15 protein-coding genes are annotated in these 13,783 nt (G+C 71.2%); 4 read left to right on the plus strand and 11 right to left on the minus strand.

Annotated features, from left to right (window positions below; all coding sequences use genetic code 11):
• The 3 genes from ESO86_RS19885 to ESO86_RS03790 all read right to left on the minus strand — a co-directional run.
• A partial coding sequence (locus tag ESO86_RS19885) for an ABC transporter ATP-binding protein/permease (RefSeq protein WP_129233553.1) occupies positions 1-1,344 on the minus strand: 1,344 nt, incomplete at its 3' end.
• A gap of 55 nt (positions 1,345-1,399) precedes the next feature.
• Positions 1,400-2,404: a cytochrome d ubiquinol oxidase subunit II gene (gene cydB / locus ESO86_RS03785; protein WP_129233554.1), complete on the minus strand. Its 1,005-nt coding sequence runs from the start codon at positions 2,402-2,404 to the stop codon at positions 1,400-1,402.
• Between the two features lie 13 nt (positions 2,405-2,417).
• Positions 2,418-3,830: a cytochrome ubiquinol oxidase subunit I gene (locus ESO86_RS03790; RefSeq protein ID WP_129233555.1), complete on the minus strand. Its 1,413-nt coding sequence runs from the start codon at positions 3,828-3,830 to the stop codon at positions 2,418-2,420.
• A gap of 111 nt (positions 3,831-3,941) precedes the next feature.
• Here ESO86_RS03790 and ESO86_RS03795 point away from each other — a divergent pair, with 111 nt between their 5' ends.
• The 3 genes from ESO86_RS03795 to ESO86_RS03805 are packed head-to-tail and all read left to right on the plus strand — an operon-like array spanning position 3,942 to position 6,030.
• Entirely contained in the window at positions 3,942-4,313 is a 372-nt protein-coding gene (locus ESO86_RS03795) for a BlaI/MecI/CopY family transcriptional regulator (protein ID WP_129233556.1), read from the plus strand.
• Position 4,314: 1 nt separating this feature from the next.
• Complete coding sequence (locus ESO86_RS03800) at positions 4,315-5,247, plus strand: M56 family metallopeptidase (protein WP_129233557.1); 933 nt, start codon at positions 4,315-4,317, stop codon at positions 5,245-5,247.
• Between the two features lie 33 nt (positions 5,248-5,280).
• Positions 5,281-6,030, plus strand: coding sequence for a DedA family protein (locus ESO86_RS03805; protein WP_129233558.1), 750 nt, complete (start codon positions 5,281-5,283; stop codon positions 6,028-6,030).
• Here the strand turns inward: ESO86_RS03805 and ESO86_RS03810 are convergent.
• The 5 genes from ESO86_RS03810 to ESO86_RS03830 form a co-directional block, all read right to left on the minus strand.
• Positions 6,027-6,953, minus strand: coding sequence for an ABC transporter substrate-binding protein (locus ESO86_RS03810; protein ID WP_129233559.1), 927 nt, complete (start codon positions 6,951-6,953; stop codon positions 6,027-6,029). The two genes, ESO86_RS03805 and ESO86_RS03810, sit on opposite strands and share 4 nt — an antisense overlap.
• Positions 6,950-7,693, minus strand: coding sequence for an ABC transporter permease (locus ESO86_RS03815; RefSeq protein ID WP_129233560.1), 744 nt, complete (start codon positions 7,691-7,693; stop codon positions 6,950-6,952). The genes ESO86_RS03810 and ESO86_RS03815 overlap by 4 nt, the downstream gene beginning before the upstream one ends.
• Positions 7,690-8,376 (minus strand): ABC transporter permease, encoded by a 687-nt coding sequence (locus ESO86_RS03820; RefSeq protein ID WP_129233561.1) that lies wholly within the window; start codon positions 8,374-8,376, stop codon positions 7,690-7,692. The genes ESO86_RS03815 and ESO86_RS03820 overlap by 4 nt, the downstream gene beginning before the upstream one ends.
• Complete coding sequence (locus ESO86_RS03825; RefSeq protein WP_129233562.1) at positions 8,373-9,185, minus strand: ABC transporter ATP-binding protein; 813 nt, start codon at positions 9,183-9,185, stop codon at positions 8,373-8,375. The genes ESO86_RS03820 and ESO86_RS03825 overlap by 4 nt, the downstream gene beginning before the upstream one ends.
• Before the next feature lie 104 nt (positions 9,186-9,289).
• The gene (locus ESO86_RS03830) at positions 9,290-9,949 is read right to left on the minus strand and encodes a TetR/AcrR family transcriptional regulator (protein ID WP_242492187.1); all 660 of its coding nucleotides are present in this window, start codon (positions 9,947-9,949) and stop codon (positions 9,290-9,292) included.
• A 107-nt stretch (positions 9,950-10,056) separates the two neighbouring features.
• On the opposite strand from ESO86_RS03830, the gene ESO86_RS03835 reads away from it, so the two are divergent.
• The gene (locus tag ESO86_RS03835) at positions 10,057-11,115 is read left to right on the plus strand and encodes an App1 family protein (RefSeq protein ID WP_129233564.1); all 1,059 of its coding nucleotides are present in this window, start codon (positions 10,057-10,059) and stop codon (positions 11,113-11,115) included.
• A gap of 66 nt (positions 11,116-11,181) precedes the next feature.
• On the opposite strand, the gene ESO86_RS03840 is transcribed toward ESO86_RS03835, so the two are convergent.
• The 3 genes from ESO86_RS03840 to hisD all read right to left on the minus strand — a co-directional run.
• Positions 11,182-12,237: a quinone-dependent dihydroorotate dehydrogenase gene (locus tag ESO86_RS03840; RefSeq protein WP_129233565.1), complete on the minus strand. Its 1,056-nt coding sequence runs from the start codon at positions 12,235-12,237 to the stop codon at positions 11,182-11,184.
• A gap of 47 nt (positions 12,238-12,284) precedes the next feature.
• The gene (nrdR, locus tag ESO86_RS03845; RefSeq protein ID WP_129233566.1) at positions 12,285-12,758 is read right to left on the minus strand and encodes a transcriptional regulator NrdR; all 474 of its coding nucleotides are present in this window, start codon (positions 12,756-12,758) and stop codon (positions 12,285-12,287) included.
• Between the two features lie 24 nt (positions 12,759-12,782).
• Positions 12,783-13,783: histidinol dehydrogenase (gene hisD, locus ESO86_RS03850; protein ID WP_129233567.1), on the minus strand; the 1,001-nt coding region annotated here is incomplete at its 5' end.

The following is a 13,783-nucleotide window of genomic DNA, read 5'->3' on the forward strand; positions in this document are numbered from 1 at the left end:
CCCGAGCTGCAGCTCAGGGTCGACGTCGACGCCCGCGACCGCGACCGCGCGGTCGAGCAGCGCCGGGTCGGCGTCCTCCGAGCCGAGGCGGATGTTCGCGGCGATCGTGCCCTCGACGAGCTGCGGCGCCTGCCCGGACCAGGCGACGAGCCGACGCGTCCCGGCCCCGAGTGGGAGTCCATCGAGCTCGAGCCGGCCGGTGCGGTCGGCGAACCCGAGCATCGCGGCGAGCAGCGACGACTTCCCGGAGCCGCTCGCGCCGGTCAGCGCGACGAGTTCGCCGCGCGCGGCGTCGAGGTCGAGCGGAGCGGTGACCGGCCGGCCGTCGCGCAGGACGACGAGGTCGCGGATGCGCAGTCCGTCCCGCGCCCCGGCCGCGAACGGATCGCGAGCGCCGGACGCCGAGGCGTCCGCCTGCCCGGCACGACCGTCGCGCACCGACTCCTCCGTGTCGTCCGCGTCGAGCAGGTCCAGCGCATCGCGCGAGGCCTCGAGGCCGGCCGTCGCGGAGTGGAACGCGGCACCGACGTTCCGGATCGGGAGGAAGACGTCGGGCGCGAGGATCAGCACGAAGAGCCCCGGAGCGAACGCCATGTCGCCCGCGACGAGCCGGAGCCCGATCGAGACGGCGACGAGCGCGACCGAGAGGCTCCCGGCCAACTCGAGCGTGAACCCCGAGAGGAACGTCACCCTGAGCACCTTCATGGTGCTCGACCGGTAGTCGTCGGTGACCGTGCGGATGCGACGGGACTGCCGTTCGGCCCGGCCGAAGACCATGAGCGTCGACAGTCCGCCGAGCACCTCGAGGAACCCGCGGGAGAGGGCCTGCAGGCGGTCCCACTGTCGGCGCTGGACGACCTCGGTCGCCATGCCGATGAGCGCCATGAACACCGGGATGAGGGGCAGCACGATCACGAGGATCAGTCCGGAGACCCAGTCGGCGGTCCACGCCGCGACCACCAGCACCGGCGTCGCGATCGCCGTCAGCACGAGCTGCGGGAGGTAGCGCCCGAAGTACTCGTCGAGGGCGTCCAGGCCCGGCCCGAGGAGCGTCGCCGCCCGCGCGGTCGTGACCGACCGCCGGCCCGCCCGGTCCTCGAGCCGTCCGAGCAGCGCGTCACGCAGTTCGGCCTTGACGCGCATGGCCCCGGCCGACCCGAGCCATTCCCACAGCCACCCCGTGAGCGCTCGAACGGATGCCGCGACCAGCATGACGACCGCGATCGTGCTCGCTCCGCCCGGCACCTCGCCCTCGATGAGGCCGACGACGAGCGTGGCGAGGGCCCACGCGAACGCGACCGTGGCACCCGCCTGGAGCAGCGCGAGCGCGCCGCCCGCGACCATGAAGCCACGGGCGGCGCGGGAACGCCGGAGCAGTCTGGGATCGAGCGGACGCACGTCAGTGCGCGGCGGCGTCGATCGTCTGCCGGGTGACGCGCTTGCGGAAGACCCAGTAGGTCCAGCCCTGGTAGGCGAGGATCAGCGGCAGGAAGATCAGCGCCGTCCAGCTCATGACCGTCAGCGTGTAGGGCGTGCTCGACGCGTTCGCGATCGTGAGGCTGTTCGCCGGATCGTTGGATGCGGGCATGACGTCGGGGAACAGCGCGGCGAAGAGCGCGAACACGGCGGCGCCGATCGTCACCGCCATGAGCGTGAACGCGACCCGCTCCGCACCGCGCCCGTTCGCGAGCCACGAGCCGATGAGCGCGAGCGCGGCGACGGCCGCGAGCCCCCAGAACCAGGCCGTGCCGTGCGCGAATCCCGTCCACGCGAGGAAGGTCGCGGCGACCACGACGGTGATGGCGCCGGCCCGCGCCGCGAGGCGACGAGCGCGCTGCCGGATGTCCCCGTCCGTCTTCAGGGCGACGAACACCACCCCGTGCGTGAAGAACAGCATCAGCGTCGTGAGTCCGCCGAGCAGCGCATACGGGTTGAGCAGGTCGAACAGCGTGCCCGTGTAGTTGTGGTCGGCGTCGAGCGCGACGCCCTGGACGATGTTCGCGAACGCGACGCCCCAGAGCAGCGCCGGCACGGCCGACCCGACGATGATCATCCAGTCGAAGCGCCGCTTCCAGGCGGCCTCCGGCCGCTGGTGGCGGTACTCGAACGACACGCCGCGTGCGATCAGCGCAAGCAGGATGAGCAGCAGCGCGAGGTAGAACCCCGAGAAGAGCGTCGCGTACCACTCGGGGAACGCCGCGAACAGGGCGGCACCGGCGACGATCACCCACGTCTCGTTGAGGTCCCAGACCGGGCCGATGGTGTTGATGAGGACTCGGCGATCGGTGTCGTCCCTGCCGAGGAAGGGCAGCGACATCCCGACGCCGAAGTCGAATCCGTCGAGCACGAAGTAGCCGACGAAGAGGAAGGCGACGATCCAGAACCAGAGCACTGCGAGATCCATGTCCGTGTCCTCCCTAGTAGACCGTTGCCGTGTGTTCGACCTTGCCCGTCTCCGGGTCGGGCGGGGCGATCTCGGGCGGGCCCTTCCGCACGGCCTGGACGATGAGCTTGACCTCGACCACGGCGAGGATGCCGTAGATGAGCGTGAACGCGACGAGCGAGATCAGCACGTCGAGGCCGGTGACGTTCGGCGAGACCGCCGACTCGGTGGGCAGGAGGCTGAAGACGATCCATGGCTGCCGACCCATCTCGGTGAACACCCAGCCGACGATCATGGCCGCGAGCGACAGCGGGAAGCTCCAGACCGCGACGGTCCAGATCCAGCGCTGCTTCGGCATGCGGCCCTTGCGGGTCAGCCAGAGCCCGACGACCGCGATCAGCACGTGCAGCATGCCGAGGCCGATCATCCAGCGGAAGGCCCAGTAGGTGATCCAGATGATGGGCGCGTAGTCGCCGGGACCGTACAGCTCGGCGTACTGCGCCTGGAGGTCGTTGATGCCCTCGACGCACCCGTCGAACGAGTGCGTCGACAGCAGTGACAACAGGTACGGCACGCGGATCGAGAAGAGCTCGGTCGTGCCGTCGGGCGTGCCGAGCGTGAACAGCGAGAACGAGGCATCCGCCCCGCAGACGGTGTCGTAGGTCGCCTCGGCCGCCGCCATCTTCATGGGCTGCGTGGCGACCATCGCGAGGCTGAGCTGGTCTCCGAAGAACGTGGTGAGCGCACCGGAGATGAGCATGCCCCAGAGGCCGAACTTCAGGGCCGGTCGCATCGTGTCGAGGTGCTGGTTGCGCGCGAGGTGCCACGCGGCGGCGCTGATGATGAGGCCGGAGCTCACCATGAAGCAGGCCGCGATCGTGTGCGGGAACGCGGCCAGGGCGACCGGGTTCGTCAGCAGCGCCCAGATGTCGACGAGTTCGGCTCGACCGCGCTCGGCGTTCATCTCGTAGCCGACCGGGTTCTGCATGAACGCGTTGGCCGCGATGATGAAGTAGGCCGAGAGGATGGTGCCGATCGCCGTCGCCCAGATCGTGGCGAGGTGCAGCTTCTGGGGCAGCCGGTTCCAGCCGAAGATCCAGAGGCCGATGAACGTGGCCTCGAGGAAGAACGCGAGCAGGCCCTCGAGCGCGAGCGGGGCACCGAACACGTCGCCGACGAAGCGGGAGTACTCAGACCAGTTCATGCCGAACTGGAACTCCTGCACGATGCCCGTCACGACGCCCATGGCGAAGTTGATGAGGAAGATCGTTCCGAAGAACCGCGTGATCCGCAGGTACTCGACCTTGCCCGTGCGCACCCAGGCGGTCTGGAAGATCGCCGCCGAGGTCGCGAGCCCGATCGTGATCGGGACGAAGAGGAAGTGGTAGACCGTGGTGAGACCGAACTGCCACCTGGCGAGCAGGAGCGGATCGAGCAACTCGTTCACGCGGGGGCCCCTTTCATGGGAACGATCGTCGACGCGATTCTTCTACAGAGCGTAGAGCATGTTTTCTACACGACGTAGAACCTTTGGGCTCTTGCGCGGTATCCTCGACCTATGGCAGGTCTCGGCGAGCTGGAGCGCTCCGTGATGGAACAGCTCTGGATGGGCGATTCGGCGCTCACCGCGAACGAGGTCCGCGACCGGCTCGCCGCGGCATCCGCGCCCGGTCGCGCCCCGGCGACGACCACGGTGCTGACCGTCCTCTCGCGCCTCGAGCGCAAGGGGTTCGTGGGGCGCAGCCGCGACACGCGCCCGCACCGGTACTCGGCGCTCCTCTCGCGCGCCGAGCACACCGCCGAGCTCATGCACGAGGTGCTCTCCGCCTCGTCCGACCGCGACGCCGCGCTCGCGCGGTTCGTCGGAACCGTGAGCGCCGGAGAGGCGAACACCCTGCGTCGCCTGCTCGACGACCTGGTCCGCCACTGACGTGATCGCCGCCGCCGTGGCGCTCGGCGCCCTCGCCCTCGCCCTCGCGTGGCCGGTGCCCGTCGCGCTCTCGCGTGCGGAATGGCCCGTCCGCTCCCCCGCGACCGCGCTCGTGCTCTGGCAGGGCATCGCGCTCGGCGGCGGCCTGTCGATGATCGGCGCGCTGTTGGCCTTCGGCGCATCGCCGGCCGGTTCGCTCTCCGGCGCTGCGGACGCGCTGATCCCGGTGATCGCCGCCGGACCGATCCCCGAGGGCTTCGGCGTCGTGCACCTCGCCGCCCTCACGCTCGCCGTGGGCCTGGCCGTCCACCTCGCCCTCAACCTCGCCACGACGGCCGTGCGTGCCGAGCGCGCCCGGCGACGCCAGCACCGGCTCATCGACCTCCTCGCGAGCCCCGCCAGCGCGTCGACCGGTGCGCGGGTGCTCGCGCACCCGGTTCCGGCCGCCTACTGCGTGCCCGGCCTGCGGACGGCCACCGTCATCACCGACGGCCTCGTCGACCTCCTCGACGACGACGAGCTCCGCGCCGTCGTCGGCCACGAGCGCGCGCACCTCGACCAGCTGCACCACCTCGTCCTGCTCGCCTTCCGGGCCTGGCACGCGGCGCTCCCCTGGTTCCCCATCGCGAACCGCGCCGAGCGGTCCGTCGCGATGCTCACCGAGATGCTCGCCGACGACGCGCCCCGACGACGGGTCGGCGTCGAGCCACTGCGCACGGCCCTGCTCAGGGTCGGCAGCTCCGGCGCATCGGCGGCCTACTCGGACTCGCCGACCGCGTCGGCCGCCTCCGACGAACGGGTGCTCGAGCGCCGGCTCGCGCGACTCGAGGCCGACCTCCACCCCCTCGACCCGCGAGCGAGGAGTGCGACGTGGCTGCTCGCGACGGCGATCGTCGCGGTCCCCGTGTGCGTCCTCGCCGCGATCGCCGCCTGACACCGATCGGCGCGAGCGCTTAGGCTCTGAATCGTGAACGAGCTGCTCGACGGCATCCTCGCGACGGTGCAGAGCGTCGACCCGATCGTCCGCACGCTGCTCGCCGGCATCGGCATCATGCTCGAGACCTCCGTGCTCATCGGCCTCATCGTGCCGGGCGACACGATCGTCATCGTCGCAGCGACCGGGGTCGAGGGTCCGGTCGAGTTCGTCGCGCTCGCGGTCGCGGTGATCGTCGGCGCCCTGATCGGCGAGAGCATCGGATTCGCGCTGGGCCGCTGGTTCGGGCCGCACATCCAGCACTCGCGCCTCGGCCGCCGCATCGGCGAGCACAACTGGCACCGCGCGCAGCGCTACCTGGCGCGGCGCGGCGGCCCCGCCGTCTTCATCTCCCGGTTCCTGCCGGTCCTGCACTCGCTCGTCCCGCTGACCGTGGGCATGAGCGACATGTCCTACCGGCGCTTCATGGCGTGGACCACGCCCGCGTGCATCATCTGGTCGTTCGCCTACGTCGGCGTCGGCTCGGCCGCCGCGGGCGGCTATCGCGAACTGAGCGACAACCTCCACTGGGCGGGGTACCTCTTCGTCGGCGTCATCATCCTCTTCCTCGTGCTGGCCTGGCTCGGCAAGAAGGTCCTGCTCCGCATCGAGGCGCGTCACATGACGGATGCCGCCGAGTCGGCCGTGCACCCCTCGATCCCGCCGCACATCGCGCCCACCGACGCGGCGAAGGGGCCGGCGGCCGAAGCCGCCGACCCCTCGCGCGAGGATTCCGCCTCCTAGAAGAGCGACTGCTCCGCGAGCCAGTCGCTCGCGATCTGCTCCGCGGACTGCTGCTCGTTGACGCTCAACGCGTTGAGGGCAACGAGGTCCTCGGCGGTCAGCGCCGCGCTCACCGTGTCGATGATCTCGGCGATCTCGTCGGTGACCTTGTCGCTCACGACGGGGACGACGTTCGAGGCCAGGAAGAGACCTTCCGGGTCCTCGAGCGTCACGAGGTCGTTCGCGGCGATGTTCGGGTCGGCGCTGTAGATGTTCACCATCTGCACCTGGTCGTCGACGAGCGCCTTGAGGGTGAGCGGCCCGCCGCTGTCCTCGATCGGCGTGAACGCCACCTCGACGCCGTACACCGACTGCAGCCCCTCGGGCCCGTACGGGCGCGTCTCGAGCTCGGAGTTCCCGCCGAGCGTGATCGGCGTCGAGACGTCCTTCAGGTCGGCGAGGCTGGTGACCCCGTTCTCGTCGGAGAACGTCCGGGTGACGTTGTACGAGTCCTGGTCGGTCGCCGGCGACTGCTCGAGCACGCGCAGCCCGTCGGGCAGCGACGTCGAGAGCTCCGCGTAGACGTCGTCGCTCGTCGTCGCGGTGGTGTCGGGCACGTAGTACTGGAGGAGGTTGCCCGTGTACTCGGGGAAGACGTCGATCGCGCCGGACTCGATCTCCGGGATGTACACCTCGCGCTGGCCGATCCGGAACTGCCGGTCGACCGTGTAGCCGTTCTCCTCGAGCGCCTGGGCGTAGAGCTCGGCGATGATCTCGTTGGAGTAGTAGTCCTGCGAGCCGACGACGATGGTCTCGCTCGTCGCGTCGCCGCCATCCGATCCGCTGTCGAGCGGATCGCCCGATGCGCACCCTGCCAGGGCCACTGTCGCCCCGACCGCGACCGCTGCGAGCGCAACGAGCCGGCCTTTTCCTGCTGTGATCATTCCTGGTTCCCTTCGGTGTTGGGTCGCCCCACGATCGCTCGGGACCGGGTCGGTCCCGAGCGGAGCTCTGCGGTCCGCGTCGCGCGGACTCCTGCCGGGACGACGACGCGCTGCGTGAGCGCGAAGCATCCGTCGATGACGAGTGCGAGCAGGATCACGAGGATCGACCCGCCCAGCATCTCGCCGTAGTCGCGGGTCTTCAGCCCCGAGAAGATGAAACGGCCGAGGCCCTCGTCGGCGATGTAGGCCGCGAGGGTCGCGGTCGCGATGATCTGGAGGGTCGCGGACCGGATGCCGCCCACGACGATCGGCATCCCCAACGGGAGCTCGACCTTGCCGACCACCTGGAGCTCGCGCATCCCCATCGCCCGGGCCGCATCGATCGTGCGCCGGTCGACCGACTCGAAGCCGGCGTACGCGCCGGCGAGGAGGGGCGGGATGGCGAGGATGACGAGCGCGATCACCGGCGCGGCGAGGCCGATCCCGATCCAGATGCCGAAGAGCGTCAGCACGCCGAGCGTCGGCAGTGCGCGGAGGCCGCCCGAGACCATGACCGCGGGCTCGCGCCCGCGACCGGTGTGGCCGACGAGGGCGCCGAGCGGCAGCGCGATGGCGGAGGCGATGACGAGCACGACCGCCGAGACCCACAGGTGCTCGGCGATCCGCTGCGGGATGCTCCCGGGCCCGGTCCAGTTCGCCGGGTCGGCGAGCCAGGCGAACGCGTCGAGGAAGAGGGTCATGCGGTCTCCTCCCGGACACGTCGCGCCGCCGTGACCCGGCCGTTGCTCGACCCGCGGCGCGTCCACGGCATCAGGACGCGACCGAGCAGCACGCTGAGCGCGTCGAGCCCCAATGCCAGCACGATCGTCGCCACGATGCCGGTGATGATCTCGACCTGGATGCCGCGCTGGAATCCGTCGGTGAAGAGGCTCCCGAGGCTCGGCACGCCGATCACCGCACCGACCGTCGCCAGGCTCACGGTGCTCACGATCACGACGCGGAGGCCCGAGAGCAGCACGGGCCCGGCGAGGGGCAGCTCGACGCCCCAGAACCGCCCGGCCGCGGAGTAGCCCACCGCCGTCGCCGACTGCCGGATGTCGCGCTCGACCGAGTCGAAGGCGTCGGCCGAGGTTCGCACGATCACCGCGATGCCGTAGAGCGTGAGCGCGATGACGAGGTTCACCGGGGATCGCAGGCTGAGGCCGGTGAACGCCGGCAGGGCGATGAACAGCGCGAGCGACGGGATGGCGTAGAGGAGCCCGCAGATCGACAGCAGGACGCCCCGCGACCACCGGTACCGGTGCGCGAGCCACCCGATCGGCACGGAGACCACGAAGCTCAGTATGATCGCCGGCACCGACAACGCGAGGTGCACGAGCATGAGCTCGCCGACGAGGTCGAGGTTCGACCAGAGCCAGTTCACGAGGCCAGGACTCCGGCCGCCCTGCCGTCCGCATCCACGACCACGCGGCGCCCGTCGACCTCGGTGACGTGCAGCGCGCGCTTGCCGCGATCGGCGCCCACGAAGTCCGCGACGAACGAGTCCGCCGGGTGCGCGAGGATCTCCGCCGGCGATGCGGCCTGGGAGATCAGCCCGCCCTGCTGCATGATCACGACCTGGTCGCCGAGGAGGAAGGCCTCGTCGATGTCGTGCGTGACGAAGACCACGGTCTTGCCGAGCTCGCCCTGGAGCCTGAGGAGCTCCTGCTGCAGCTCGGAGCGCACGATCGGGTCGACTGCCCCGAACGGCTCGTCCATGAGCAGGATGTTCGGGTCGACGGCCAGGCCGCGCGCCACGCCGACGCGCTGCTGCTGCCCTCCGGAGAGCTGCGAGGGGTACCTGTCGGCGAGCGACCGGTCGAGCCCGACCGTGTCGAGGAGCTCGAGGGCGTGGGCACGCGCGGCTCGCCGCGACTCGCCGCGCAGCAGGGGCACCGTGGCGATGTTGTCGACGACCTTCCGGTGCGGCAGCAGCCCGGAGTTCTGCATCACGTAGCCGATGCCGCGCCGGAGCTTCACCGGGTCGACCGTGGCGACATCCGTCCCGTCGATCAGGACCTGTCCGCCAGTCGGGTCGACCATGCGGTTGATCATGCGCAGGAGGGTCGTCTTGCCGGAGCCCGATGATCCGACGAGCACGGTCGTCTTGTGCGGGGGGATCACGATGTCGACGTCGCGGACCGCGACCGTGCCGTCGGGGAACTGCTTGGTGACGCCGCGGAACTCGATCATGCTGCCCCTCACGTCGTGGCTGGCGCCGACCGGCGCCTCGTCACCAAGCCAAACACCTCGGAAGCGGCGGGGCAACGGGGGTCGCTGCGGTTCGCCGCGGATCGTCAGGCTGCGGACGAGGCGGCGAGACGATCGGTCAAGTGCCGATCGAGGTAGACGCGCACGACATGGCGGGCCTCGTCGAGGTACCGCTGGTCGCCGGCGGCGTCGCGGACGAACGCCCGGTGGATGAGCGTGGCGCCGATCTCCAGCGCGACGCCGAGCCGCAACCTGACCCCGGCGTCGTCGATCACGCCGAAGTCGTGCTCGAGGAGCTTCGCGACGCGGTGGGCGATCTCGGGCTCGCCGTCGAGCTCGGAGGCCTCGCGCGGTGCGGAGTAGACGACGGCGAAGCCCGGCTCGTCGCGGTACAGGGCGATGCAGACGTCGAGCGCGACGTCGATCACATCCCACCAGGCGTCGAGTTCCGCGCTCTCCATCGATTCCGCGAGTCGTTCGCGATAGCGGCGGACGCTCCGCTCCCGGAGTGCATGGAGGACGGCGACCCGATCGGGGAAGTACCGGTACACGGTGCCGATCGACGCGCCGGCGCGCTCGGCGACCATCTGCGTGGTCAGCCGCTCGAATCCGAGCTCGTCGACGATCTCGGCGGCGGCGTCCAGCAGCGCGTCGAGCCGCTGGGAGCTGCGTCGCTGCGTGGGCTCGGTTCGCACCGAGCGCCTCCGCCCGTGATCGCCCCCCAGGATCAGGTCGATGTTCGGCACGGGTCCTCCTTGTTCGCCGGACCACTCTACCGGCTCCGAGCGGAAGTCCCGCCTTCGGGGGACGGCGGGTTTCGCTCCAGCGCGCGGGTCCATGAAAGACTGGTGGGATGCCGGTGAGTTCCCCCGACCCGGCCGGTCCCCGGCAACGGCCGGCCCGGCATGGTGCCGCGCGCGCCGAGGACTGGGTCCACGATGTGCGCGAACGGTGGGCGAGGAGCCGTGGCAACGTCCCGACGGTCGTGCCCTACACCGGCTACGGCTCGACCGAGTGGGTCCGCGTGTTCTGCCGCGTACTGCTCTCGAAGCCGATCCGGGCCGACGAGACCTCGAAGCGCCGTCGGCGCCGTCGCGAACAGGGCATCCGCGGGTGGCGGAGCTTCACGAGCGTGCCGGTCGGCGACGTGCCGGTCACGATCGAGGTCGGCGGCGAGCGCTTCGAGGTGCTCTCCGATCGCGGCGGCGTGGTCGACACGAAGATCCCGGTGCGCCTCGAGCCGGGGTGGACCCACGTGGTGATCAGCACCCACGGCGCGGAATCGGTCGAGGCCCCCATCCGCGTCGTCGGACCCGACGTCGACTTCGGCATCATCTCCGACGTCGACGACACCGTCATGGTGACGGCGCTCCCCCGCCCCTTCGTGGCGGCATGGAACACCTTCGTGCTCGACGAGCACGCTCGCAGCCCCACTCCGGGCATGGCGGTCCTCTACGAGCGACTGGCGCGCCGGAATCCGGGTTCCCCCGTGATCTACCTGTCCACCGGCGCGTGGAACGTCGCACCCACGCTCACTCGGTTCCTGTCGCGCAACCTCTACCCGGCGGGTCCGATCCTGCTCACGGACTGGGGTCCGACGCACGACCGGTGGTTCCGGAGCGGGCGCGAGCACAAGATCGACAACCTGCGTCGCCTCGCCGAGGAGTTCCCCGATGTCCGCTGGCTCATGATCGGCGACGACGGCCAGCACGACGAGGAGCTCTACGCGGCGTTCGCCCGCCAGCATCCCGAGAACGTCGCGGCGATCGCCATCCGCGAGCTCTCGCCCGGCGAGGCCGTCCTCGCCGGCGGACGTTCGAAGTCGGAGCAGCACGGCGCCGACGTGCCGTGGGTGTCCGCGAGCGACGGCGCGACGCTCGCCGACCGGCTCTCCGACATCGGCATGCTCTGAGGCGCCCTCCCGCGGGCCCGCTCGATCACGCCTCGAGGCGACCGCGTGCGCGGTCCGCTGCGGTGGTCAGGCGACGGATGCCGCGGCGCGGCGCTCGCGACGGATCCGCTCGAGTCCCCGATTGACCTCGCGCGCCCACGCCGGTCCGCGGTAGGCGAACGCGGAGTAGCCCTGGACGAGCGTCGCGCCGGCGTCGAGCCGTTCCTGCACGTCCTCGGCGGTCTCGACGCCGCCCACCGACACCACGCAGAGCTCGGCGGGCACGTGCTCGCGGATGAGCTTCAGCACGGCGAGCGAACGCGCCGCGAGCGGCGCCCCGGAGAGCCCGCCCGCGCCGATCGCCTCGACCTCCGCGGCGGGAGTGACGAGCCCTGCCCGCGAGATCGTGGTGTTCGTGGCGATGATGCCGTCGAGGCCGAGGCGGACCGCGAGGTCGCAGATCCGCACGACCTCGGCGTCGTCGAGGTCGGGCGCGATCTTCACCAGGAGCGGCGTCCGGCCCGCCGCCCCGCGGACGGCCTCGAGCAGCGGTGCGAGCGCATCGAGCTCCTGCAGTCCGCGGAGACCCGGCGTGTTCGGCGAGCTGACGTTCACGACGAGGTAGTCGGCGTGCGGTGCGAGCACCTTCGTGCTCCGCACGTAGTCCTCGGTGGCGCGCTCGACGGGCGTGACCCGGCTCTTGCCGATGTTCACGCCGAGCACGGGGCGATGCCGGCGGCGCGACAGCCGAGAGATGCGGCCGGCCGCGGCATCCGCACCGCCGTTGTTGAATCCCATGCGGTTGATCAGGGCGCGGTCCGCGATCAGGCGGAACAGCCGGGGCCGCTCGTTGCCCGGCTGCGGCAGGGCCGTGATCGTGCCGACCTCGACGTGGCCGAATCCGAGGTTCCCGAGGCCCACGACGGCGAGGGCGTCCTTGTCGAACCCGGCGGCGACCCCGAACGGCGACGGGAACCGCAGCCCGAGCGCCTCGACCGCGAGTTCGGGCGCGGGCCCGGTGACGCGCTCCACCAGGCGGCCGATTCCGAGCGCGGGGAGGGCGCGGATGACGCCGAACGCGAGGTGGTGGGCGCGCTCGGGGTCCATGCGCGAGAAGACGAGGGAGAAGAGGAGACGATACATGCCTGGATCAGGCTACCGGAGCGGCGTCGCGCCGCCCGACGCGCACGTCACTCGGCAGGTCGGGCCGGCAGCCGTCCGTGCTCCTCGCGGAGCGCCTCGATCGCCGACTCGAAGTCGTCGAGCGATTCGAAGGCCTGGTACACGCTCGCGAAGCGCAGGTACGCGACCTCGTCGAGCTCGCGGAGCGGGGGGAGGATGGCCAGGCCGATGTCGTTCGCCTCGATCTGCGACGCGCCCGTCGACCGGATCGTCTCCTCGACCTTCTGGGCGAGCACCGCCAGGTCGGAGTCGGTGACCGGCCGGCCCTGGCAGGCCTTCTTCACGCCCAGCACGACCTTCTCCCGGCTGAACGGCTCGATCACGCCCGACCGCTTGATGACCGCGAGGCTCGCGGTCTCGGTCGTCGAGAACCGGCGGCCGCACTCCGGGCACTGGCGTCGACGTCGGATCGAGAGTCCGTCATCGCTCGTCCTCGAGTCGATCACACGGGAATCGGGGTGGCGGCAGAAGGGGCAGTACATGGTGCTCCCAGCGTAGCGTCGGGATCAGCGGCGCTCGCCGAAGCGGGCGGTCACCGCTTCGCCGTGCGCGGGGAGGTCCTCCTCCTCGGACAGCGTCGCGATGACGGGCGCGACCTCGCGGAGCGCTTCCTCGTCGTACCGCACGACCTGCTGCGGCCGCAGGAAGGTCGCCGCGGACAGCCCGGCGGCGTGCCGCGACTGGCCGCCCGTCGGCAGCACGTGGTTCGAGCCCGCGGCGTAGTCGCCGAGGCTCACCGGCGAGTACGGGCCGATGAAGATCGCCCCGGCGTTCTCGATGCCTGCGAGGACCGCGTCGGCGTCCCGCACCTGGATCTCGAGGTGCTCGGCGCCGAACGCGTTCGCGAAGTCCGCCGCCTGCTCGAGGTCGTCCACCAGCACGACCGCCGACTGGGCGCCGTCGAGCGCGGCGCGGATCCGCTCCGAGTGGCGGGTCTCGGTCGCGCGCACGACGAGCCGCTCGAGCACGCGCTCGGCGAACTCGGCCGAGTCGGTCACGAGGACGGCCGCGGCGAGTTCGTCGTGCTCGGCCTGGCTCACGAGGTCGGATGCCACGAAGTCGGCGTCGGCCGCATCGTCGGCGATGACGAGGATGTCGGTGGGGCCCGCCTCGGCGTCGATTCCCGTGACGCCCTGCACGACGCGCTTGGCCGCCGCGACGAAGACGTTCCCGGGTCCGGTGACGCGCTGCACGGGCTCGAGCCCGAGTTCGGGCACGCCGTGGGCGAAGGCGCCGATCGCGCCGGCGCCGCCCATGGCGTAGACCTCGTCGATGCCGAGGAGCGCCGCGACGCCGGCGATCGTGGGGTGGATGCGGCCGGCGTGCGCCGCCTGGGCGGGCGAGGCGAGCGCGATCGATCGCACGCCCGCGACCTGGGCGGGGACCACGTTCATCACGACGCTCGAGGGGTAGACGGCCTTGCCGCCGGGCACGTAGAGCCCGACGCGGCCGACCGGCTGCCACCGCTGCTCGACGACGGCTCCGGTCGCGAGCACGGTCCGCTCGG

The sequence above is a fragment of the Agromyces binzhouensis genome (assembly GCF_004135055.1).
Lineage (GTDB): Bacteria > Actinomycetota > Actinomycetes > Actinomycetales > Microbacteriaceae > Agromyces > Agromyces binzhouensis.